Here is a 19429-nt window from a genome sequence, read left to right on the forward strand (position 1 = left end):
TCTAGCCTTCAGCATTTTGGATTGGCGCGTCCAGTGGATTAATCCGGTGTTTGGCCAGAAGCTTACCCACCAGGCTATCTGGATCTGGCAGGCCATTATACCTGTTCCTAAGGATCGAACGCATCCGGCGACCATAAAAGTGAATGGAAACTGTGTCCTCGTGGAAGAACCTGGATAAATCGGCGTTTGGGCGTGCCAAAGCGCGCCGTCTGGTAAAGTTCACCGGATAGAACACATGCTCAGGCAGAACAAATTGGTGTTCGCCGGTTTGCCGTAAAGCCCAGGCAAAGGCTGACGGACCCCATGCGCCCCAATATTGCGAGGGCACATTGATCGGATCACCTGCATCCTGTGCCGCACGAAGGGGTTCCTGATATCGTTTGGGCAGCCATGGCGGAATCCGATACGGGTCCGTTGTATATTCGATGAGCAGATCCAGCGCCGGGCTGTCTGACGGAATGCCCAATACGCCGATCGCAATCTCTCCTTCGAGCATTCCGTAAAAATGCCCGGTCTCCGTTGTGAAAGGACGCATGCAATAGGCGTCCGTATCCGCCCATATCAAATCGGGCTCCTGCGCCAACATGCGGTATCGGAACTTGTCCGAATGCGGCGCCGGGCTACCAGTACGGCTATGCGCAATGAATTCTGTGCCAGGCATCACATCGCGCGCATCGCGGGTATCCACACCTTCAGGTATCCCGGAGACATTCCCATAGGTGTAGAGGCGAACGGATTGACCGGTATCCAGATAGGATTTGATGCAGAGCTGCTCGAGAAAGCTCAGCGGGCCATCCACCCACAACATGCCGATCTGGTAGTCTCGCACTGTGTCAGCCTCGTCATCGCGTTATTGGGACATAGCCCCCTCTAATAATTCTCATGGAAAATTTCCAAACGATCCACAATGCAGAGCGACCAATTTCACCGTGCCTGTGCCTTTCAAGCACGCAGAATCAAAAGAGGCGCCAAATGGCGCCTCGGTGTTGTTCAGCTTGCCAGGTTCTCAGCAGTAGACGTGCTTATGCGCAATATCACTTATATCGCACCGGCGGATACCAATGTCGTTCAGTTCACGATCAGTCAGGTTCTGAAGCTCTGAATAGGTGCGGCCGAATTCGGCGCGCAGGGCATAGGCCTCTTTCACGCGTGCGATCAGAGTTGCGATGCGGGCGGTCAGACCAAAGCCTTCGCGGGAAAAAGTTGCTGTGTTTGCCATTTCTATATTCCTTTCTAAACCGGAGCGTATTCTCCAGATTTCGTTTGCGTTCCTATTTGGGACAAAGCTCAAATAAGAACGCCAGATAACGCTAACAACAGAAGATTCGGTCTGGCCGGTATGCATTGGGGGAATGGCAGTGAAAACACTGTTTAGACATCCCACTACAGGCTTTCGTTGAAATAGACCTGTGGATTTCTCGGCTAAAGATATGATCTATCAAATTTATATATTTTAATATCTTTTTTCTTTTACGGACCCATATTTTCACTATTCTATCACATATCCGTGAACTATCGGGCTATTTCGGCCTGTTTTACCATTTTCGCCTCGCACGTTTAGGGCGTCCTCGACTTCATGAATGAGGATACTCCATGCCTTTGGTTTCAAGCGTTATTAGAAGGTTGCGCTGGATTCAGCGCCGTCCTTCCTTGAAGCAATCGGCAAACCTGTTGCGCAACGTTCGGGGCTATCTTCTTCACTCTCAACAAGCCGCCCCGCTGCCGTCTCTGGTGAAAATTGATATTTCGCCGCTGTGCTCACTAGCCTGTCCACATTGCGTCCATGCGAACCCGTCCCGACGCAACCGGCCATTACTCAGCGATCAGAATTTCGGAAAGCAGGACAAACTCAGCCTTCAGCAGTACCGGCATATCATTGGCCAGATCAAAGATCGCGCGCTTGGTGTAAGCCTGTTCTACTATGGCGATCCTCTGGCACACCCGGACCTCAACGACATGATCCGGGCCACGACCGCAGCCGGTTTGGAAAGCCATATCACCACCCATTTCAGCTATCGGCTAAAAGCCGAGAGGGTTCATGACCTGGTCGATGCCGGGCTTAGCCATATCACAATCTCAGTTGATGGCGCGACGCAGGAAAGCTTTCAGGTTACCCGTGTTCGCGGACGCCTGGATTTCGTTCTGAACAACCTGCGACTACTGGCTGGCTATAAAAAGAGGAAGGGTCTGAAATCTCCGTTCATAGAAATACAGCATATCTCTTTCCCCCATCACGCCGAGGATGAACTGGATCAGGTGAAGGCCATTGTAGACGAGATTGGTATCGACGCCTTTACCACGTTTGAAGGGCTACGGTTCGATGCAAATGGAGATCTGTACAACGTCGTAGACGACGATCCCGATCGGATTGAAAATGGCCCGCCCCTGTCATCATCCCTCACCCCAAGGTGCCATTGGCCCCACAGCAGCACTGTCATTCGCTTTGATGGCGATGTGATTCCCTGCTGTCTCTGGCGATCCGGCCGCCAATATGTTTCCGACAAGAACCGTGATCCGCATGTGTTGGGAAATGTTTTCGACCAACCACTTGAAACCATCTGGAACAACGAAAAATACAAAGCTCTGCGCCGGCAGGTCTGGAACCCGCGTGCTCATTCCAAACGCGAAGCAGCAGCCAGTTTTTGCGATGGATGCCCCAGGCTGTACGAAAAACCAGGCAGAGAACCCCCGTTGCGCCATGAAGTCGACATTGAGTTTGCAGAAAAAAAGACGCTCGGGTCATAGCCGAATTTGCGCCGAGGCACTGAACAGCACCATATGACGAGCCGGAAAAAAGACGACCGGCCAAACAAGAAAACGCCCCCGATCAGATCGGAGGCGTTTTTAAGTCTTCAAAGAACTCGCGATTAGCCGCGTTCTTCGATGATCTCTACCAGATGCGGGATCTTGTTGACCATGCCGCGGACCGAAGGAGTATCCTCCAGCTCACGGGTTTTGTGCATCTTGTTCAAGCCCAGACCGATCAGGGTCGCGCGCTGTTCGGCGGGGCGGCGGATCGGGGAACCGATCTGCTTGACGACGATGGTTTTTGCCATGGGTCGCTCTCCTTATGCTTCTGCTTCAGCAGCAACAGGCGCTTCGTCCCGCTTGGGCAGGATGTCAGCAACTTTCTTGCCGCGACGCTGTGCAACCGAACGCGGGCTCTGCTCTTTTTGCAGGCCGTTGATGGTGGCGCGGATCATGTTGTACGGGTTCTGCGAGCCCAACGACTTGGACACAACGTCCTTGACGCCCAGCATTTCGAACACAGCACGCATCGGACCACCGGCGATGATACCAGTACCTTCAGGTGCCGAGCGCATAACCACTTTACCGGCGCCGTGACGGCCTTCGATATCGTGGTGCAGGGTCCGACCTTCGCGCAGCTGCACGCGGATCATCTGACGCTTGGCTTGTTCAGTTGCCTTACGGATGGCCTCGGGTACTTCTTTTGCTTTACCCTTGCCAAAGCCGACGCGGCCCTTCTGATCGCCGACAACCACCAGAGCGGCGAAGCCAAAGCGCTTACCACCTTTTACGGTTTTCGACACGCGGTTGATCGCGACCAGACGGTCTGCGAATTCCGGAGTTTCGTCGCGGTCGCGGCCACGGCCCCGACGGTTTTCACGTTCTGCCATTTGGCATCCCTTTTCTCATGTGGCGCATTACGGCGCCGTTGTTTCAATCCAAGTGAGCCTCGACTATTGCCGAGGCCCCCGGATCATCGGGGCAGCTGAGGCGCTGCCCGCAAGTCTTAGATCTTCAGACCACCTTCACGCGCAGCGTCGGCGACAGCCTTCACTTTGCCGTGGAACAGGAAGCCGCCACGATCGAAATAAGCCTCTTCGACGCCTGCCTTCTTGGCACGCTCGGCGATGGCTGCGCCCACTTTCGTAGCCGCTTCGACGTTGTTTGTGCCAACTACACCCAGATCTTTTTCCAGGGTCGAGGCCGAGGCCAGGGTCACACCACGAACGTCGTCGATCAGCTGAGCGCTGATGTTCTTGTTCGAACGGTGAACCGACAGGCGTACACGACCTGCATTGACCTTGCGAAGTTTGTTCCGAACGCGCAGGCGGCGCTTCAGAAACAGGGTTCTTTTGCTGTTTGCCATTGTTTGCGTCCTTACTTCTTCTTGCCTTCTTTGCGGAAGATGAATTCGCCCTTATAGCGGATACCCTTGCCTTTATACGGCTCGGGACGGCGCCATTCGCGGATTTTCGCCGCGACTTCGCCCACCTGCTGCTGGTCGTTACCTTCCACAATGATCACGGTCTGCTTCGGTGCGGTGATGGTGACACCTTCCGGAGCAACGAAATCAACGTCGTGGCTGTAGCCCAGGTTCAGCTTCAGGGTGTTCCCCTGCATCTGAGCCCGGTAACCAACACCCTGGATCTCCAGCTCTTTTTTGAAGCCTTCGGTCACACCGGTTACCAGATTGGCAACCATGGTGCGGCTCATGCCCCATTGCTGGCGGGCACGTTTGGACATGCCACGCGGGTTGATTTGAACCACATTGTCTTCGACCGACAGCGTAACGTCATCAGTCGCAGTGAAGCTACGGGCACCTTTCGGGCCTTTGACTTCGATGGTCTGGCCGGAAACCGAGGCGGTTACACCGCTGGGCAGTTCGACCGGACGTTTACCAATACGAGACATTGACAGACCTCCTTAGAAGACGGTGCAGAGCACTTCGCCGCCAACATTGTTGGAGCGTGCATTCTGGTCCGACATCACACCTTTCGGAGTGCTGACAATCGACACACCCAGACCCTGACGGACCTGCGGGATGTCATTGACGCCCATGTATACGCGACGACCGGGCTTGGAGACCCGCTTCAACTCGCGAATGACAGGGGTGCCTTCGTAGTATTTCAGGCTGATTTCGATGGCCGGATGACCGTTTTCACCGGTCATCTTTTCGTAGCCACGGATGTAACCTTCGTCCGCCAGCACGTCCAGAACCCAGGCGCGCAGTTTCGACGCCGGAGTGTTTACAGTGGACTTGCCGCGCATTTGCGCGTTGCGGATACGGGTGAGCATATCGCCGATAGGATCGTTCATATCTATGTCTCCCTTACCAGCTCGATTTCACCATGCCGGGGATCTGACCTGCAGAACCCAGCTCGCGCAGCATGATACGGCTGACCTTCAGCTTACGATAGTAAGCATGAGGACGACCTGTCAGCTGACAGCGGTTGTGAAGACGAGTTGCCGAGCTGTTGCGCGGCAGTTTCGCCAGTTTCAGACGCGCTTTGAAACGCTCTTCCATCGGCTTGCTCTCGTCATTCGCGATTTCTTTCAGCTCGGCACGCTTTGCGGCATATTTGGCCACCAGGCGTTCGCGCTTCTTCTCGCGTTCGATCATTGCTTTTTTAGCCATGTCTCAATCCTCCCGGCGCTTAAGCGTTGAACGGCATGTTGAACGCTTTCAACAGGCTTTTCGCTTCAGCGTCGGTTTTCGCTGTGGTGGCAATTACGATATCCAGGCCCCAGACCTCGTCGACCTTGTCGAAGTCGATTTCCGGGAACACGATGTGCTCTTTCATGCCCATGGCAAAGTTGCCACGACCATCGAAAGAAGGCTTAACACCGCGGAAGTCACGAACGCGCGGCAGCGCGATGGTGATCAGACGATCCAGGAATTCATACATCCGGTCACCGCGCAGGGTAACTTTCGCACCCAGCGGCATGTCTTCACGGACGCGGAAACCCGCGATCGACTTCTTCGCCAGTGTTGCAACAGCCTTTTGGCCTGCAATCGCGGTCAGATCTTCAACAGCGGCTTTCGCCTTCTTCGAGTCTCTGACGGCCTCTGCACCACAACCGATGTTCAGAACGATCTTTTCCAGCTTGGGCAGCTGCATATCGCTCTTGTAACCGAACTCTTCTTTCAGAGCGGCACGGATGGTTTCAGCGTACTGAGCTTTCAGACGCGGGGTGTAGGTTGCGGTATCAAGCATCGATCACGTCCCCCGTGGTCTTGGCAAAACGAACCTTCTTGTCACCTTCCATGCGGAAGCCAACGCGGGTTGCTTTACCGTTTTTGTCCAGCAGAGCCAGGTTCGACAGCTCAATCGGGTTTGCCTGAGGCAGGCGACCACCTTGCGAGGTCTGTGACTGGCGGGTGTGGCGAATGGCGATGTTCACGCCATCAACAACGGCTTTACCGGCTTTCGGGTCGACCGAGGTGATAGTTCCCTCTTTGCCCTTGTCCTTGCCAGCCAGCACGACGACCTTGTCGCCTTTGCGGAGTTTAGCAGCCATGATTACAGCACCTCCGGAGCAAGCGAGATGATTTTCATGAAGTTTTTCGCGCGCAGTTCACGAACAACAGGGCCAAAGATACGGGTACCTACGGGCTCGTTGTTGTTGTTCAGAATGACGGCGGCGTTGCGATCGAAACGGATCGCGGTGCCGTCTTCGCGACGGACTTCTTTGGCGGTGCGTACGACGACGGCCTTACGGACGTCACCTTTCTTTACGCGGCCGCGTGGGATGGCTTCCTTCACCGAGACGACAATGATGTCGCCTACAGAGGCGTATTTACGCTTGGAACCACCCAGGACCTTGATGCACTGAACTCGGCGTGCGCCGGAGTTGTCAGCGACATCCAGATTGGTCTGCATCTGGATCATGTGGTTTCTCCCGACCTGTGGGGGCTGGTCTTGTTAGATCCCCCAGGGTTTCGACAAATGGGAAAATCCCGGAGGCTTACGCTTCCAGAACTTCCCAACGTTTCGTCTTCGATTTCGGCGCGCATTCGATGATGCGAACTGTATCGCCGACCTTGAAGGCGTTCTTTTCATCGTGAGCCCGGTATTTCTTGGACTTACGGATGGTTTTCTTCAGAACCGGATGCGTAAAGCGGCGCTCGACGGATACGGTTACAGTCTGTGCGTTGGCATCGCTCGTTACGGTGCCGGAAAGGATACGCTTAGGCATAGGATTACTCCTCCGATGCCGCAGCAGCGGCCTTTTCGTTCAGGATGGTTTTAACGCGGGCGGCGTTGCGGCGGGCCGCTTTGATGCCAGCGGTGCTTTCCATCTGACCGGTTGCCTGTTGAAAGCGCAGGTTAAAGCTTTCTTTCTTCAGGTTGGCCAGTTCCTCGCGGAGCTGGTCAGGGGTCTTGTCACGCAGTTCTTGGGCGTTCATCGCCTTTTCCTTTGCTCAAAACACCAGAAGGCCCCTATGCAGGGTCACCTTTGACCTGGTGGATGAATGATAGACATACGAATCCCCCGACTCGGCCGGGGGAACGCAAGATGCCGCTCTATAGGGGGTTCTGGGGTGGGTGGCAAGGGAAAGTATGGAGGATTGATCGAGAGGCCGTTTTTAGCGCTCTGCTCACTTGAGCAACCAGCGACGGGCACGAGATGTTTGAACCGAATTTGGAAGCCTATTCGCTCTTGGAGCGAATTCCATCGAAACCTCTTCCCCAAACCAATCCAGAGTTCGGCAGCATATGCGCCTGCTTCAAAACTATCTTTAGCTCTGGAGAATACAACACCTTTACCGTTCGTTCGTCATCCCCTGATACATGCTCACGCACCAGAACTTCCCAAACTTTGTATTTACACGTTCCAACCCGTTCAATTCGATTTTTCTGGAACTCAACCGTTACAGTGCCGAGTAAGGCTTCTTTATCGCCATCTTGTATCGTGAAGCCTGACTGCCACTCTTTTTGCTGCTCTAGGTCATCTAAGGAACTAACTGATTGCTCGTATGAACGCTTTGAGGCGGTGAACTTCATAAAGGTCTCGCCGAACAGCAAAGGATGCGCGTAGTGGCTAGCGAAACCTATGCGCCTAGAGTCTTCGGTTCTTAACTCAACGACAAACCCCGTCTCAACAACGGTTTGAACTCGTAAAAGCCATGTTCCGCCATAGTCCAACCAGACGCCTTTACCGACATCTACACGGGTTGGGCACGTCGCAAGTGCAGGTGCGACGGCCAACGCCAAAAAAAGTGAAACCGCTAGTACAACCTTTGCTGGTTTTGGCGCGCCCATGGTTTACCCCCACAAAATAGAAAAGCTGGCATTAATCCCGCCACCCTAGGCCTCGTTGACAGGTGCGTTGAATGCACCAGCCATTACAGCATGTAGACATCCCACTCACAAACGCAAAACGCGGCCTCGTTTGCACGAGACCGCGTCTTCAACTGTCTAAGTCTGAGTGACTTACGCCAGAGCGATGTTCACAGCCGACTCACGACCGTCACGGCCGGGTTCGATGTCGAACGTTACTTTCTGGTCGTCGGCCAGGCCGGTCAGACCCGAGCGCTCGACAGCAGAGATGTGTACAAACACGTCTTTGCCACCGGTCTCCGGTGCGATGAAGCCAAAACCTTTAGTTGTGTTGAACCATTTTACGGTGCCGTTGGCCATATCCGTAGTCTCCTAGTAAATTGCTGTCCGCGGAATTGCGACAGCGCGGCGTTGTCGGTCTGGATCGAAAGACTGAACGCCGATATTCGGGAGACAGTGGTCGAAAAAGAAAAACGTAAGCGCCCCCCACATCGTTTATCTGACGACACAATGCAAGAACTTTTCACACATTCCTTTGAATCAGAGTCCCTTAAACGACCGTGCTAGTCCCATTTATAGTTAAAGCTGACGGAAATCCGCTCATCCTCGGCCATGTTCATCGGCACCTCGTGGCGCAACCAGCTCTCCCATAGAAAGACATCGCCAACCTGAGGCTTCACATAGATGAATGGCTGCAGGTCCCGACGCCCCCCTTTCATACGCGTGGGCGCTGCCATCATGCGGCCCGAGCGCGGGTCTTCAAGCTTCAGCGCGCTAGCGCCTTCGGGCATCGAAACATAAGTCGTGCCCGAGATCACGCTGTGTGGGTGCAGGTGGCTGGAGTGCATTCCGCCCTCGGGCAAAATGTTGATCCAAAGGTCTTCAAGCTTTAGTTCACCCTCACCCAGATCAAACTCCAGATCCTTAGCAAAAGCTGCAACGTGCTGGTCCAGCACCTTAACCAGATCGGCAAAGATCGGAAACCGCCAGGGCAGATCCGTCAGCGAGGCATAGCTGGTATAACCGGGATAGCCGTTTTCTTCGCACCATTCCTGCCCGGCCTCATCATCCTCGGCGATGACAAGACAGGAGCTTTCCAGCTCCTCCGGGTCGATCTTGGGATCAAACTCGGACAAAGCTGCGCGATAGAGACGGGTGACAAAAAGTGATTCAATCTGTGCCATGGGCCTGTCTTAAACCAGCCTCTCGATGAAGGCGATGGGTGTTTTGCGAGGCTGTCGCGGGGGCAGCGCCATCAAACCAAAAACCCCCGCCGGATTCCCGACGGGGGTCAATCTTGTCGCGAGCGGGGTCGCCCCCGGGTCGCTTACCAGTCTTCGCGAACCACGACGCGAGTCTTGATCGGCAGCTTCATCGCAGCCAGGCGCAGGGCCTCGCGGGCGATGTCGTCATTGACGCCGTCGATTTCGAACATCACGCGGCCAGGCTTGACTTTGCATGCCCAGCGGTCGACCGAACCTTTACCTTTACCCATACGAACTTCGATCGGCTTAGCCGTAACCGGAGTGTCGGGGAAGATGCGGATCCAGACACGGCCCTGACGCTTCATGTGACGCGTCATGGCACGACGTGCAGCTTCGATCTGGCGTGCAGTTACACGCTCAGGCTCAAGAGCTTTCAGTCCATAGGTGCCAAAGTTCAGATCAGAGCCGCCCTTGGCTTCACCCTTGATCCGGCCTTTGTGCATCTTGCGGAATTTAGTACGCTTTGGTTGAAGCATATCTTTCCCTCCTTAGCGACGACCGCCACCAGCACCACGAGGTGCAGGGCCGTCCTGGAGTTCCTGTGCTTTACGGTCACGTGCCTGCGGATCGTGCTCCATGATCTCACCTTTGAAGATCCAGACCTTGATCCCGATGATCCCATAAGGAGTCATCGCTTCGGCTTGTGCGTAATCGATGTCGGCGCGCAGCGTGTGCAGAGGCACACGGCCTTCGCGGTACCACTCGGTCCGTGCGATTTCTGCGCCACCCAGACGGCCAGCGACGTTCACCCGGATACCCAGAGAGCCCATACGCATGGCGTTCTGAACAGACCGCTTCATCGCGCGACGGAACGAAACCCGGCGCTCCAGCTGCTGAGCGATAGACTCGGCAACCAGCTGCGCGTCAAGCTCGGGCTTGCGCACTTCGACGATGTTCAGGTGCAATTCGCTGTCTGTCATCAGGGCGATTTTCTTGCGCAGAACTTCAATGTCCGCGCCTTTCTTGCCGATGATGACACCCGGACGTGCAGTGTGGATCGTAACGCGGCACTTCTTGTGCGGACGTTCGATGATCACACGAGCGATGCCGGCTTGCTTGCACTCTTTGTTGATGAACTCACGGATCTTCAGATCTTCCAGCAGAAGATCACCGTAGTCCTTGGTGTCGGCGTACCAGCGGCTGTCCCAGGTGCGGTTCACCTGAAGGCGCATGCCGATCGGATTTACTTTATGACCCATTAGGCTTGCTCCTCAACTTGACGCACCTTGATGGTGATCTCCGAGAACGGCTTCATGATCTTGCCGAAACGGCCACGGGCCCGGGGGCGACCGCGTTTCATGACCAGGTTCTTACCAACCCATGCTTCGGCAACGATCAGCTCGTCGACGTCCAGGTTGTGGTTGTTCTCAGCGTTGGCGATTGCGGACTGCAGGCACTTTTTGACGTCCTGCGCGACACGCTTGTTCGAGAAAGTCAGGTCGGTCAGAGCCTTCTCAACTTTCTTGCCGCGGATCATCTGCGCAACCAGGTTCAGTTTCTGCGGGCTGGTACGGAGCATGCGCGTTTTTGCCATTGCTTCGTTTTCAGCCACGCGGCGGGGGTTCTTTTCCTTGCCCATGACTTACTTCCGTTTCGCTTTTTTGTCAGCGGCGTGACCGTAATAGGTACGAGTTGGCGAATACTCACCGAACTTCTGACCGATCATGTCTTCCGAGACGTTGACGGGGATATGCTTCTGGCCGTTGTACACACCAAAGGTCAGACCCACGAACTGGGGCAGAATGGTGGAACGACGCGACCAGATTTTGATAACTTCGTTGCGGCCCGACTCGCGCGCTGCTTCGGCTTTTTTCAGCACGTAAGCATCGACGAAAGGACCCTTCCAAACAGAGCGAGACATGGATTAACGTCCCTTCTTCTTGGCGTGCCGCGAGCGGATGATCAGCTTCTGGGACGCTTTGTTTTTGTTGCGAGTACGCTTACCCTTGGTGTCCTTACCCCAAGGCGTAACCGGTGTACGGCCACCCGAGGTACGACCTTCACCACCACCGTGCGGGTGATCGATCGGGTTCATTGCGACACCACGAACCGACGGACGCACGCCTTTGTGGCGCATACGACCGGCTTTACCGAGGTTCTGGTTGCTGTTGTCGGGGTTGGACACGGCACCAACGGTGGCCATGCATTCCTGACGGACCATGCGCAGCTCGCCCGAGCTCAGACGGATCTGAGCATAACCGCCATCGCGGCCTACGAATTGCGCGTAAGTACCGGCCGCACGTGCGATCTGACCGCCTTTACCAGGCTTCATCTCGATGTTGTGGACGATGGTACCAATAGGCATACCCGAGAACGGCATTGCGTTGCCCGGCTTGATGTCGGCCTTGGCCGAAGCCACAACCTTGTCACCAACAGCCAGACGCTGCGGAGCCAGGATATATGCCTGCTCGCCGTCTTCGTATTTTACCAGTGCGATAAACGCGGTCCGGTTCGGGTCATATTCGATCCGCTCGACGGTTGCCGCGACATCAAATTTATTCCGTTTGAAGTCAACGATCCGGTAGAGACGCTTTGCGCCACCGCCGCGGCGGCGTGAAGTGATCCGTCCGGTGTTGTTCCGGCCGCCCGATTTGGTCAAACCCTCAGTGAGAGACTTGACCGGACGTCCTTTCCAAAGCTCCGAACGGTCGATCAGCACCAGCCCGCGCTGGCCCGGCGTCGTCGGCTTGTACGACTTGAGTGCCATGCTTTCTGTCTTCCGTTTAGCAAGTGCAGGGATTTCCCCGCTATGTGATAGGCCCCCGTAGGTGCCAAGGGTATAGGGCCCCGAAGGTCCCCGGTTACAAATATCAGAAGCCCCGGAACGAATCCGAGGCCGCAAGATTGGGTGCATATAGCCGTGTTGGGGGTGGGTGTCTAGTGGGGGGCGCTGGATTTTCGCGTCCCACCAAGGTTCGCTTGTTGGGGTGTGCGAAGCATTAAAACACTCCACTACAAGTTTTGGGTGGGATACTTTCGGATAATGCCAAAATAACTGCTTTACCCAACTCCAACTCAATTCTCCTGGTGACCCTGCGCTTTCAACTCTCGCACAATGCGGAATCCGACCCACGGTCCCCAATAGTCTTCTGGTTGGCCTACACGCCGAGCTGGGCGAGCCAATTCTACAGATCCTCCGTACGAGCCCCCCTTACCAACGCGCTTACAGCCAAGCGGTCGAATCGAAGCAGCGAGGTATCGACCCGAAGTGGCAAAAACGAGATGCCCTTCGCTCCAACACGATCTTGTCGTTTCAGATACGTTTCCAGACATATGACGCAGCCCCCAAGAATTTGCAGCATCCAACTCATCCACTGCAACAGGCCGTTTTTCGTTCCCGGGGTCTCTTCTCCACACCTTCCTGCCATCTTCGATTTCTCGCCAATAGACAGAAAAGTTGGCTTGTTCCCGTGTCAGTGAATCACCTTGTGCAAAGATTGTTTTTGCTCCTGCCCGGGCAGCGTATTCCCATTCTACTTCGGTAGGGAGTCGGTAGACCTTGGCACCTACCTTGTCATTTAGCCATGCTAAGTAGTCTTGCATTTCGGTGTAGGTGACAGCGGTGATCGGGCTGCGTGGATGGTCTTGGTAGGGGCCGTTTCTAAGTCGAAAGCGTATACGTGCGTCGGCCTCATCTACGCACCTTCTCTCGGCGACGCAAGCGGACCACTCCTCTCGAGTAACTTCGGTAAGACCCATTGCAATCGGAACATCAATTGTAACGTCGTGTTTTGGGGTCTCGCTGACGAATGTGTCATAGGGGTCTGGGACTTCATCGGGATCAATGTTTAGACCAATCTTGAAACGACGATGCGCTTCCCTCGCCTCTTTTTCAGTTGATCCGAACGAAAAATACCCCTTAGGCAAAACAACCATTGATGGACATGCTTCGCACTCCTGAAACGCATCAAAATCTGAAACCACTTGGCTTTTGGAGATGAAATAGCTCTCATCCGCGAAAGTCGGCGAAACATGAAAGAGCGCGATGAAACCCACCTGCAAAAGGAAAAGTCTGAAGAGGCACATACTGCCCAACCCCTATCAATTCTTCTAAGGACGCTCAGCTCGAGAGTTTAAGCGGCCTTATGGTTTGATCGAATAGCCGTTGCACCCGAATAAGCCGAGATTGGACCGTATCCCCTCCCCAATAATCCGCTTTCACTGGAGCCTTTTTCTCTTTTCAATGACGGTTCGATACGAGACCACTGGACACGTCGATGGCGTTACCCTCTTCTAGGGTCACTTATGCTTTCTTAACGTCTTTCCGCCCACACAACCGGCCTCGCAAGATCACTTCTTGTCGCGCGCGGCCTTCTCTTCTTTGGTCAGCTTGGCGTTCCAGACATTCTTGCTCAAACCCAGCTCAGCGGGCGCGGGTTTGGTTTTGCCGATGCTGACTTTGCCTCCTTTATCCAGGAACTCCTGAATAAGGGCCTCATCTGTTGTTTCTTTGGGGACATGTTTCATAAGAGCGACCGTATCCGCATCACACGCCGGGGGCAACGACCGGATTTCCGGCTATCGTTCACACCCTCTGAACAAGCCCGTCACCCATACAGCGCGCGCGCTTCGGCAAAGGACAACAGGCGGCGGTTTTTCTCATCCCACAGGTGCAGCCGCGCGTTGGCAAGACTCTCGCGAATGGTCATCCGGTTGCTGTTGGCCAACTCGTCATGATCCCGCAGCACCTCGGTCAGGCGATAGAACGGGATGCGGCTGTACAGATGGTGTACGTGGTGGATGCCGATATTGGCCGTGAACCACTGCAATACGGATGGCAGGATGTAATGCGAACTTCCGTGCAGGGCGGCCTCGTGCAGTTGCCAGTCCTGATCCGGGTCCCATTGCGTCTCTTCGAATTGGTGTTGGACATAGAACAACCAGACGCCAGCGGTCGCGGCGATAAGGGTCGAGGGCAGGAAAATCAGCAGCACCGGCATCAGGCCACCAAAATAGTAGATGGCCCCCAGTGCGGCCAGAATGGCCAGGTTCGTCGCCATCGCGCTGACCCAGAATTTCGGAATACCAGTCAAACCAAGCGGGAGGCGGTTTTGAAACAGGAACAGATAGCCGGGCCCAAAGCCAAACAGGGTGATCGGGTGGCGATAGAGCCGGTAAAATAACCGGTTCAAGGGCGTCAGCGCCCGGTATTCGGCCACCGTCAGCGTATGGATGTCCCCCATCCCGCGCTTATCCAGATTGCCAGATGAGTTGTGATGCGAGGAATGTGTGCGCCGCCAAACATCGTAAGGCGTCAACGTCAGCACCCCGAGCCCCCGACCGACCCAGTCACTGACCGTCCGGTTCGTAAAAAATGCCCCGTGACCGCAATCGTGCTGAATGGCAAACAGGCGCAGCAGAAAGGCCGCGTTCAGAACCGAGATCGCAAGCGCCAGCCAATAGCTCACCGACAAAGACATCCAGGCCAAGGCCCAAAGCGCTATGAAGGGAACACAGGTAACCCCCAGCTCGAACCAGCTACGCGGTTGGCTTGGCTCACGATATTTGGCCAGCGTCGACACCCAGTCCCGCGCGACAGTCACATCCGGGTTGTCCCGGGTCGAGAGAGTGGATTGGGTCATGCGCCTGCCATATCGTTTGTTTGTTCCATACCGGATAGACGACCCCACCGGCATAGCAATCATTTTCTGTTCGAGACGCTGGGAATGGCGCTCAACTTTTGGTGTCACTACCTAAAGAAAAACCCCCGCTTTCGCGGGGGTCTTAATGGTTTGTCCAAAGACAGGCCCGATCAAAGACCGGTGGAAATGTCGATGGTGTTACCCTCTTCAAGGGTCACATATGCTTTTTTGACGTCTTTCCGCTTGCCCAACTGGCCGCGGAACCGCTTGACCTTGCCTTTGGTCACAGAGGTGTTCACCGCTTTGACCTTCACACCAAACAGTGCCTCAACGGCCTCTTTGATCTGTGGCTTGTTGCTGTCAATCGCAACCTCAAAGACAACCGCGCCGTTTTCGGACGCCATGGTCGACTTTTCGGTGATGATCGGCTTGCGGATCACGTCGTAGTGTTCTGCCTTCGCGCTCATTTCAGTCGAGCCTCCAGTGCTTCGACAGCCGCTTTGGTGAGCACCAGAGTGTCACGCTTGAGGATGTCATAAACGTTTGCACCCATCGACGGCAGGATATCCAGACCTTCGATGTTGCGCGACGCCTTCAGGAACCCTTCGTTCACGGTCGCCCCGTCGATGACCAGAGCGCGTTTCCAACCCAGGTTTGCAACCTGCTTGGCCAGAGCGGCGGTCTTGCCTTCGGCTTCAGCGTTCTCGATCACAACCAGCTCACCAGCTGCCATTTTGGCAGACAGCGCGTGGCGCAGACCAAGTTTACGGAACTTTTTCGGCAGGTCATGACCATGCGAACGTACGACCGGACCTTTGTAAACGCCACCACCCCGGAAGATCGGTGCCGAACGGGCGCCGTGGCGTGCGCCACCGGTGCCTTTTTGGCGATAGATCTTCTTGGTTGAGTAGGACACTTCCGAGCGGGTCTTGACCTTGTGGGTGCCAGCCTGCGCGTTGTTACGCTGCCAACGGACCACACGGTGCAGGATGTCCGCGCGCGGCTCCAGGCCGAACAGGTCTGCATCCAGCTCGATGTTGCCGGCTTTGCCGCCGTCCAGTTTGATTACATCAAGTTTCATGCTTCACCACCTTCCGCGGGAGCTTCTTCCGCAGGTGCTTCGGTTGCAGCCGATTTCACAGCAGCCGGGAAAGGCAGGCCTTCCGGTGCTTTCTTCTTGACGGCGTCCTTGACGGTAACCCAACCGGATTTCGGTCCGGGAACGGCGCCTTTGATGAAGACCAGACCACGGTCGGCGTCGGTTTTGACGACTTCCAGGTTCTGGGTGGTTACACGGGCAGCACCCATGTGACCGGCCATCTTTTTGCCTTTGAAAACTTTGCCCGGATCCTGACACTGGCCAGTTGAACCGTGCGAACGGTGGCTGATCGAAACACCGTGCGAGGCGCGAAGACCACCGAAGTTCCAGCGCTTCATTGCACCGGCAAAGCCTTTACCGATCGAAGTACCCGAAACGTCAACTTTCTGACCTTCCAGGAAATGTTCTGCCGAAATCTCGGCGCCAACTTCAATCAAGCCATCTTCAGAGACGCGGAACTCGACCAGCTTACGCTTGGGTTCAACCTTGGCAGCGGCATAGTGACCGCGCATGGCTTTCGAGGTGCGTTTTGCCTTGGCAGCACCGGCACCCAGCTGAACAGCAGTATAGCCGTCCTTCTCGTCCGTGCGCTGTGCAACAACCTGCAGGTTGTCCAGGTGAAGAACGGTCACAGGGATCTGCTTGCCGTCTTCCATGAACAGGCGGGTCATGCCGACTTTTTTTGCGATAATACCAGAGCGCATAATCTATACCCTCCGATCTTACGACTGCAGCTTGATCTCGACGTCCACACCAGCAGCGAGGTCGAGCTTCATCAGCGCGTCAACGGTCTGGGGGGTCGGATCAACGATGTCGAGCAGACGCTTGTGCGTACGGATCTCGAACTGGTCGCGGGATTTCTTGTCGACGTGAGGACCACGGAGAACCGTGAACTTCTCGATCTTGTTCGGCAGCGGGATCGGGCCGCGCACATTCGCGCCGGTCCGCTTAGCAGTGTTGACGATCTCTTGCGTGCTGGCATCCAGAACGCGATAGTCAAATGCCTTCAGCCGAATACGGATATTTTGGCTTTGCATAATAACAGCCTTTTATCAGGCGTTGAGGTTGAGAGGAGGACAAGCGCGCATCGCCAACCCTCATCGAACCCAAAAGGCGGGAATCACCCCGCCTTGATGTTCTTATAGAGAACTCGCGCGATCTACAGGGGTGTGAGGGGTTTGGCAAGGGGGGAAGTTCAAACAAGTCGAATGCGCTCACCTGGCTCATACCCTATGCGTAGATTTTCTGAATTTGGGTGTCGTGACAAGATCAACTCAATCTAAAATGGTCCACCAGATTCCTGTACTGAATGCTTAGGGATTTTCTTGGACAGACACAAAAAGCCAAAGCAAGATAATTGCCCCAAACGGGTTGATAAACAGTGCTGCCACTTGCCAAAGTAATCGATTTTGTCCGCGCCGCTCTGCCATATCCCCCACTAGCGCAAACAGTTGCCAGATCGCCCAGAGCAAAAAGGCCAAAAACAAGAGGATGAATATTGCTTCCATCGTGTGTCTTCACTCTGCCCTTGTTCGTAACGTTCGATATGTCATCAGTGCAACTGAGGCGATACATGTTTCTAACTTCAAATTGTTTGAGGCTTGCACGACCTCTTTCAGATTTGTGGGCGCAGAGTAACCTCATCTCGATCCGAACCTCTGTAAAGGCCGTCCTTTGAGGAGCGGCCACTTTCACGGATAGCGAAAAGCGGGGCGTCTCCCAGCGCGATTGGCTCAACGCCTTCGCGGGCAACACAACTCGCGTTGCATGCGGAAAGATGCCCTTAGACTATGTCTTGGCTACCCGTGCCGCCATACGAGACAGTCTGGTATCCTGATAGTCGAACACTGAGCTTTCGAATGGGGCAAAAATGGCATCGCAATCGGTCGCTTCTGCAGACGGTGGCCTGACGAATTCGTGTAGCTCAAACCCGTGATCTGCCATCGCGGCGACAAAATCGCTGAACCTATAACCGCCGTGATACCGGCGCCGTACAGAGACTTCAGCCAATACAAAGGTGCATTTTTTCAGCATCTCCGATGCACCTTTAATAACCTCGATTTCAAAACCTTCCGTGTCGATTTTCAATCCGAAAGGTTCCTTGTAGGAAGACGCAATCTCATCCAGTGTTTTTACCGGGACTTGTCGCTCTTCAACTTGCGAGGTGTGCTGGATTGCCGCTTCGTCAAACTCCTGCATCGTTGCCCGTGTGCCGAGCCAACGATCGCCAACTGTTGGAATTCGAAGAGTCGTCTGTCCGCTTTCGGCACCAACTCCGCAAGCATGGAAATCAAAATCGATCTTGTCGCCCCAGTTTTTCCGTACCTTGGTTTCGTAATCCGAAATGGGCTCAACCAACACAAACTTGGCTGCAGGGAAAGCTTCGTACAAATGCTCGGTTCCCGAGGCCACCCCGACATCGAATACTGTCTCGACCTCAAAACCCAGATTACCGATATAGGCACCCGTCTCCTTCATTGGCGAAACCTGATATCCTCGCCGCTTCAGGCGTTTGGACAGTCGTTCTACGGTTTCGTCCATGTCGAAGTATCCTTCTTGCGGTTTCGCCCGATGCAATCCACTGAAACCAACTAGAGAGCACTTCAACGGCAAAAGCGCAATCTGGTATACTGTGTCGCTGGCAAGCTAGCCTAGGCGTGGCGAAATGCTATCGACCCGGGCCGTCCCCGACCAGTTCAACTTTTCTGAAAGTTACTCAAGCGGTTTCCGTTTGCCATGCGGGGCATCTTATGACCATGAACGCGTGCATCAAACAGGAAACAGCGAGATCACTCCAATGATAGAACGCATCGAAACCGGCGAGAGATCGTCCAAAATCGTTAAACATAATGGTGTGGCCTATTTGACCGGGCAAGTCGCCGAAGGTGATACCATTCAGGAACAGGTGCGTATTTGCCTTGGGAAAATTGACGACCTGCTAGAGCGCGCAGGTTCATCACGGGAAAAGATGCTGCGTGTGACCATCTGGCTGGCCGATATGAAGGACTTTGCTGGTTTGAACGAGGTCTGGAATGCTTGGGTTCCTGCAGGATACGCACCTGCGAGGGCGTGTGGCGAAGCAAAACTAGCGCGGCCCGAACTGAAGGTGGAATTCATAGTGGACGCCGCATACGACTGAAGCATGCTGCTTCTTTAGGAATTCCCCCGTCTTGAACTACCAAATTCAAACAGAAAAAGCCCGCCCCGTTTGGGGCGGGCTTTTTTTGTTTCGACGGTTAGGTCTGAGAATATTCGACGAACGATCTCATCACCGCCTCCGATCACTCAACACTCATTGGTGTACGACATGGGTGCGTCGCGGGCTTGTCGAGATCAAACGAGAAAGGGCGCCGGATGGGCGCCCTTTCCATTTGATCATTCGCTTGCGCGAATTACTCGACGATTTTCGACACAACGCCGGCGCCGACGGTGCGGCCGCCTTCGCGGATGGCG

Annotated in this window: 33 protein-coding genes; 3 read left to right on the forward strand and 30 right to left on the reverse strand. The window is 54.8% G+C overall.

Features of this window, described 5'->3' with window-relative positions:
* Nucleotide 1 precedes the first annotated feature (1 nt).
* Nucleotides 2-829, reverse strand: a complete 828-nt coding sequence (locus AC2FLB_RS07820; protein WP_496703481.1) for a hypothetical protein — start codon at nucleotides 827-829, stop codon at nucleotides 2-4.
* Between the two features lie 177 nt (nucleotides 830-1006).
* Nucleotides 1007-1219 carry a DUF1127 domain-containing protein gene (locus AC2FLB_RS07825; protein WP_496691902.1) on the reverse strand — a complete coding sequence of 71 codons (213 nt, stop codon included), beginning with the start codon at nucleotides 1217-1219 and terminating at the stop codon, nucleotides 1007-1009.
* 512 nt (nucleotides 1220-1731) lie between these two features.
* Here AC2FLB_RS07825 and AC2FLB_RS07830 point away from each other — a divergent pair.
* Nucleotides 1732-2745 carry a radical SAM/SPASM domain-containing protein gene (locus AC2FLB_RS07830; protein WP_496708998.1) on the forward strand — a complete coding sequence of 338 codons (1014 nt, stop codon included), beginning with the start codon at nucleotides 1732-1734 and terminating at the stop codon, nucleotides 2743-2745.
* 122 nt (nucleotides 2746-2867) lie between these two features.
* On the opposite strand, the gene rpmD is transcribed toward AC2FLB_RS07830, so the two are convergent.
* The 28 genes from rpmD to AC2FLB_RS07970 all read right to left on the reverse strand — a co-directional run bounded on the left by rpmD (nucleotide 2868) and on the right by AC2FLB_RS07970 (nucleotide 18517).
* Nucleotides 2868-3056 carry a 50S ribosomal protein L30 gene (gene rpmD / locus AC2FLB_RS07835; RefSeq protein WP_008757946.1) on the reverse strand — a complete coding sequence of 63 codons (189 nt, stop codon included), beginning with the start codon at nucleotides 3054-3056 and terminating at the stop codon, nucleotides 2868-2870.
* Nucleotides 3057-3068: 12 nt separating this feature from the next.
* Nucleotides 3069-3638 carry a 30S ribosomal protein S5 gene (rpsE, locus tag AC2FLB_RS07840; RefSeq protein WP_142639778.1) on the reverse strand — a complete coding sequence of 190 codons (570 nt, stop codon included), beginning with the start codon at nucleotides 3636-3638 and terminating at the stop codon, nucleotides 3069-3071.
* 116 nt (nucleotides 3639-3754) lie between these two features.
* On the reverse strand, nucleotides 3755-4114 hold the full coding sequence (rplR, locus tag AC2FLB_RS07845; RefSeq protein ID WP_142639780.1) for a 50S ribosomal protein L18: 360 nt from the start codon (nucleotides 4112-4114) through the stop codon (nucleotides 3755-3757).
* Between the two features lie 11 nt (nucleotides 4115-4125).
* Nucleotides 4126-4659: a 50S ribosomal protein L6 gene (gene rplF / locus AC2FLB_RS07850; protein ID WP_058272374.1), complete on the reverse strand. Its 534-nt coding sequence runs from the start codon at nucleotides 4657-4659 to the stop codon at nucleotides 4126-4128.
* A gap of 12 nt (nucleotides 4660-4671) precedes the next feature.
* Nucleotides 4672-5064 carry a 30S ribosomal protein S8 gene (gene rpsH, locus AC2FLB_RS07855; protein WP_142639782.1) on the reverse strand — a complete coding sequence of 131 codons (393 nt, stop codon included), beginning with the start codon at nucleotides 5062-5064 and terminating at the stop codon, nucleotides 4672-4674.
* A 13-nt stretch (nucleotides 5065-5077) separates the two neighbouring features.
* The gene (gene rpsN, locus AC2FLB_RS07860) at nucleotides 5078-5383 is read right to left on the reverse strand and encodes a 30S ribosomal protein S14 (RefSeq protein ID WP_142639784.1); all 306 of its coding nucleotides are present in this window, start codon (nucleotides 5381-5383) and stop codon (nucleotides 5078-5080) included.
* Nucleotides 5384-5402: 19 nt separating this feature from the next.
* Nucleotides 5403-5963, reverse strand: a complete 561-nt coding sequence (rplE, locus tag AC2FLB_RS07865; protein WP_142639786.1) for a 50S ribosomal protein L5 — start codon at nucleotides 5961-5963, stop codon at nucleotides 5403-5405.
* A complete protein-coding gene (rplX, locus tag AC2FLB_RS07870; protein ID WP_142639787.1) occupies nucleotides 5956-6267 on the reverse strand; it encodes a 50S ribosomal protein L24 in 312 nt (103 codons plus the stop codon). The genes rplE and rplX overlap by 8 nt, the downstream gene beginning before the upstream one ends.
* A gap of 2 nt (nucleotides 6268-6269) precedes the next feature.
* Nucleotides 6270-6638, reverse strand: a complete 369-nt coding sequence (gene rplN, locus AC2FLB_RS07875; RefSeq protein WP_005621870.1) for a 50S ribosomal protein L14 — start codon at nucleotides 6636-6638, stop codon at nucleotides 6270-6272.
* A gap of 76 nt (nucleotides 6639-6714) precedes the next feature.
* Nucleotides 6715-6945 (reverse strand): 30S ribosomal protein S17, encoded by a 231-nt coding sequence (rpsQ, locus tag AC2FLB_RS07880; RefSeq protein WP_037311742.1) that lies wholly within the window; start codon nucleotides 6943-6945, stop codon nucleotides 6715-6717.
* A gap of 4 nt (nucleotides 6946-6949) precedes the next feature.
* Complete coding sequence (gene rpmC / locus AC2FLB_RS07885) at nucleotides 6950-7156, reverse strand: 50S ribosomal protein L29 (RefSeq protein WP_074736205.1); 207 nt, start codon at nucleotides 7154-7156, stop codon at nucleotides 6950-6952.
* A gap of 244 nt (nucleotides 7157-7400) precedes the next feature.
* Nucleotides 7401-8012, reverse strand: a complete 612-nt coding sequence (locus AC2FLB_RS07890; RefSeq protein ID WP_142639789.1) for a hypothetical protein — start codon at nucleotides 8010-8012, stop codon at nucleotides 7401-7403.
* A 171-nt stretch (nucleotides 8013-8183) separates the two neighbouring features.
* Nucleotides 8184-8390 carry a cold-shock protein gene (locus AC2FLB_RS07895; RefSeq protein WP_010437077.1) on the reverse strand — a complete coding sequence of 69 codons (207 nt, stop codon included), beginning with the start codon at nucleotides 8388-8390 and terminating at the stop codon, nucleotides 8184-8186.
* A gap of 203 nt (nucleotides 8391-8593) precedes the next feature.
* Nucleotides 8594-9214 carry a 2OG-Fe(II) oxygenase family protein gene (locus AC2FLB_RS07900; protein WP_496708999.1) on the reverse strand — a complete coding sequence of 207 codons (621 nt, stop codon included), beginning with the start codon at nucleotides 9212-9214 and terminating at the stop codon, nucleotides 8594-8596.
* A gap of 143 nt (nucleotides 9215-9357) precedes the next feature.
* Nucleotides 9358-9771, reverse strand: coding sequence for a 50S ribosomal protein L16 (rplP, locus tag AC2FLB_RS07905; protein WP_085823145.1), 414 nt, complete (start codon nucleotides 9769-9771; stop codon nucleotides 9358-9360).
* A gap of 12 nt (nucleotides 9772-9783) precedes the next feature.
* Entirely contained in the window at nucleotides 9784-10494 is a 711-nt protein-coding gene (gene rpsC / locus AC2FLB_RS07910) for a 30S ribosomal protein S3 (RefSeq protein ID WP_037311761.1), read from the reverse strand.
* The gene (gene rplV / locus AC2FLB_RS07915; RefSeq protein WP_039538267.1) at nucleotides 10494-10874 is read right to left on the reverse strand and encodes a 50S ribosomal protein L22; all 381 of its coding nucleotides are present in this window, start codon (nucleotides 10872-10874) and stop codon (nucleotides 10494-10496) included. The genes rpsC and rplV overlap by 1 nt, the downstream gene beginning before the upstream one ends.
* A gap of 3 nt (nucleotides 10875-10877) precedes the next feature.
* Nucleotides 10878-11156: a 30S ribosomal protein S19 gene (gene rpsS / locus AC2FLB_RS07920; protein WP_005980699.1), complete on the reverse strand. Its 279-nt coding sequence runs from the start codon at nucleotides 11154-11156 to the stop codon at nucleotides 10878-10880.
* Between the two features lie 3 nt (nucleotides 11157-11159).
* Entirely contained in the window at nucleotides 11160-12002 is an 843-nt protein-coding gene (rplB, locus tag AC2FLB_RS07925; protein WP_008757664.1) for a 50S ribosomal protein L2, read from the reverse strand.
* A gap of 308 nt (nucleotides 12003-12310) precedes the next feature.
* A complete protein-coding gene (locus tag AC2FLB_RS07930) occupies nucleotides 12311-13321 on the reverse strand; it encodes a formylglycine-generating enzyme family protein (protein ID WP_496709000.1) in 1011 nt (336 codons plus the stop codon).
* Nucleotides 13322-13585: 264 nt separating this feature from the next.
* The gene (locus tag AC2FLB_RS07935; RefSeq protein WP_176797675.1) at nucleotides 13586-13762 is read right to left on the reverse strand and encodes a hypothetical protein; all 177 of its coding nucleotides are present in this window, start codon (nucleotides 13760-13762) and stop codon (nucleotides 13586-13588) included.
* Nucleotides 13763-13842: 80 nt separating this feature from the next.
* A complete protein-coding gene (locus AC2FLB_RS07940) occupies nucleotides 13843-14877 on the reverse strand; it encodes a fatty acid desaturase (RefSeq protein ID WP_496691897.1) in 1035 nt (344 codons plus the stop codon).
* Between the two features lie 170 nt (nucleotides 14878-15047).
* The gene (locus AC2FLB_RS07945; RefSeq protein ID WP_142639794.1) at nucleotides 15048-15344 is read right to left on the reverse strand and encodes a 50S ribosomal protein L23; all 297 of its coding nucleotides are present in this window, start codon (nucleotides 15342-15344) and stop codon (nucleotides 15048-15050) included.
* Nucleotides 15341-15958, reverse strand: a complete 618-nt coding sequence (gene rplD / locus AC2FLB_RS07950) for a 50S ribosomal protein L4 (protein ID WP_050605826.1) — start codon at nucleotides 15956-15958, stop codon at nucleotides 15341-15343. The genes AC2FLB_RS07945 and rplD overlap by 4 nt, the downstream gene beginning before the upstream one ends.
* A complete protein-coding gene (gene rplC / locus AC2FLB_RS07955) occupies nucleotides 15955-16680 on the reverse strand; it encodes a 50S ribosomal protein L3 (protein WP_142639796.1) in 726 nt (241 codons plus the stop codon). The genes rplD and rplC overlap by 4 nt, the downstream gene beginning before the upstream one ends.
* Nucleotides 16681-16698: 18 nt before the next feature.
* A complete protein-coding gene (rpsJ, locus tag AC2FLB_RS07960) occupies nucleotides 16699-17013 on the reverse strand; it encodes a 30S ribosomal protein S10 (RefSeq protein WP_008756422.1) in 315 nt (104 codons plus the stop codon).
* Nucleotides 17014-17289: 276 nt separating this feature from the next.
* Entirely contained in the window at nucleotides 17290-17484 is a 195-nt protein-coding gene (locus AC2FLB_RS07965; RefSeq protein WP_282022291.1) for a hypothetical protein, read from the reverse strand.
* 280 nt (nucleotides 17485-17764) lie between these two features.
* The gene (locus tag AC2FLB_RS07970) at nucleotides 17765-18517 is read right to left on the reverse strand and encodes an FkbM family methyltransferase (RefSeq protein ID WP_271951961.1); all 753 of its coding nucleotides are present in this window, start codon (nucleotides 18515-18517) and stop codon (nucleotides 17765-17767) included.
* Between the two features lie 256 nt (nucleotides 18518-18773).
* On the opposite strand from AC2FLB_RS07970, the gene AC2FLB_RS07975 reads away from it, so the two are divergent.
* Both AC2FLB_RS07975 and AC2FLB_RS07980 read left to right on the forward strand, forming a co-directional pair.
* Nucleotides 18774-19115, forward strand: coding sequence for a RidA family protein (locus AC2FLB_RS07975; protein ID WP_142639802.1), 342 nt, complete (start codon nucleotides 18774-18776; stop codon nucleotides 19113-19115).
* Between the two features lie 31 nt (nucleotides 19116-19146).
* Nucleotides 19147-19429 (forward strand): hypothetical protein (locus tag AC2FLB_RS07980; RefSeq protein ID WP_496709001.1); only part of this gene is annotated, 283 nt, incomplete at its 3' end.

The sequence above is a fragment of the Ruegeria sp. CDSA236 genome, assembly GCF_059611285.1.

Coding starts and splice junctions, on each gene's coding strand:
- AC2FLB_RS07930 (WP_496709000.1), bottom strand. CDS start 13,321: ATGTGCCTCTTCAGACTTTTCCTTTTGCAGGTGGGTTTCATCGCGCTC.
- rplF (WP_058272374.1), bottom strand. CDS start 4,659: ATGTCTCGTATTGGTAAACGTCCGGTCGAACTGCCCAGCGGTGTAACC.
- AC2FLB_RS07900 (WP_496708999.1), bottom strand. CDS start 9,214: ATGGCACAGATTGAATCACTTTTTGTCACCCGTCTCTATCGCGCAGCT.
- rplC (WP_142639796.1), bottom strand. CDS start 16,680: ATGCGCTCTGGTATTATCGCAAAAAAAGTCGGCATGACCCGCCTGTTC.
- rpsS (WP_005980699.1), bottom strand. CDS start 11,156: ATGTCTCGCTCTGTTTGGAAGGGTCCTTTCGTCGATGCTTACGTGCTG.
- rpsC (WP_037311761.1), bottom strand. CDS start 10,494: ATGGGTCATAAAGTAAATCCGATCGGCATGCGCCTTCAGGTGAACCGC.
- rplV (WP_039538267.1), bottom strand. CDS start 10,874: ATGGGCAAGGAAAAGAACCCCCGCCGCGTGGCTGAAAACGAAGCAATG.
- rplB (WP_008757664.1), bottom strand. CDS start 12,002: ATGGCACTCAAGTCGTACAAGCCGACGACGCCGGGCCAGCGCGGGCTG.
- rpsH (WP_142639782.1), bottom strand. CDS start 5,064: ATGAACGATCCTATCGGCGATATGCTCACCCGTATCCGCAACGCGCAA.
- rpsJ (WP_008756422.1), bottom strand. CDS start 17,013: ATGCAAAGCCAAAATATCCGTATTCGGCTGAAGGCATTTGACTATCGC.
- rpsE (WP_142639778.1), bottom strand. CDS start 3,638: ATGGCAGAACGTGAAAACCGTCGGGGCCGTGGCCGCGACCGCGACGAA.
- rplR (WP_142639780.1), bottom strand. CDS start 4,114: ATGGCAAACAGCAAAAGAACCCTGTTTCTGAAGCGCCGCCTGCGCGTT.
- rplP (WP_085823145.1), bottom strand. CDS start 9,771: ATGCTTCAACCAAAGCGTACTAAATTCCGCAAGATGCACAAAGGCCGG.
- AC2FLB_RS07975 (WP_142639802.1), top strand. CDS start 18,774: ATGATAGAACGCATCGAAACCGGCGAGAGATCGTCCAAAATCGTTAAA.
- AC2FLB_RS07940 (WP_496691897.1), bottom strand. CDS start 14,877: ATGACCCAATCCACTCTCTCGACCCGGGACAACCCGGATGTGACTGTC.
- AC2FLB_RS07895 (WP_010437077.1), bottom strand. CDS start 8,390: ATGGCCAACGGCACCGTAAAATGGTTCAACACAACTAAAGGTTTTGGC.
- AC2FLB_RS07935 (WP_176797675.1), bottom strand. CDS start 13,762: ATGAAACATGTCCCCAAAGAAACAACAGATGAGGCCCTTATTCAGGAG.
- rplE (WP_142639786.1), bottom strand. CDS start 5,963: ATGCTTGATACCGCAACCTACACCCCGCGTCTGAAAGCTCAGTACGCT.
- AC2FLB_RS07945 (WP_142639794.1), bottom strand. CDS start 15,344: ATGAGCGCGAAGGCAGAACACTACGACGTGATCCGCAAGCCGATCATC.
- AC2FLB_RS07825 (WP_496691902.1), bottom strand. CDS start 1,219: ATGGCAAACACAGCAACTTTTTCCCGCGAAGGCTTTGGTCTGACCGCC.
- rplX (WP_142639787.1), bottom strand. CDS start 6,267: ATGGCTGCTAAACTCCGCAAAGGCGACAAGGTCGTCGTGCTGGCTGGC.
- rpmC (WP_074736205.1), bottom strand. CDS start 7,156: ATGAACGCCCAAGAACTGCGTGACAAGACCCCTGACCAGCTCCGCGAG.
- rplN (WP_005621870.1), bottom strand. CDS start 6,638: ATGATCCAGATGCAGACCAATCTGGATGTCGCTGACAACTCCGGCGCA.
- rpmD (WP_008757946.1), bottom strand. CDS start 3,056: ATGGCAAAAACCATCGTCGTCAAGCAGATCGGTTCCCCGATCCGCCGC.
- AC2FLB_RS07890 (WP_142639789.1), bottom strand. CDS start 8,012: ATGGGCGCGCCAAAACCAGCAAAGGTTGTACTAGCGGTTTCACTTTTT.
- rpsQ (WP_037311742.1), bottom strand. CDS start 6,945: ATGCCTAAGCGTATCCTTTCCGGCACCGTAACGAGCGATGCCAACGCA.
- rplD (WP_050605826.1), bottom strand. CDS start 15,958: ATGAAACTTGATGTAATCAAACTGGACGGCGGCAAAGCCGGCAACATC.
- AC2FLB_RS07970 (WP_271951961.1), bottom strand. CDS start 18,517: ATGGACGAAACCGTAGAACGACTGTCCAAACGCCTGAAGCGGCGAGGA.
- rpsN (WP_142639784.1), bottom strand. CDS start 5,383: ATGGCTAAAAAAGCAATGATCGAACGCGAGAAGAAGCGCGAACGCCTG.
- AC2FLB_RS07965 (WP_282022291.1), bottom strand. CDS start 17,484: ATGGAAGCAATATTCATCCTCTTGTTTTTGGCCTTTTTGCTCTGGGCG.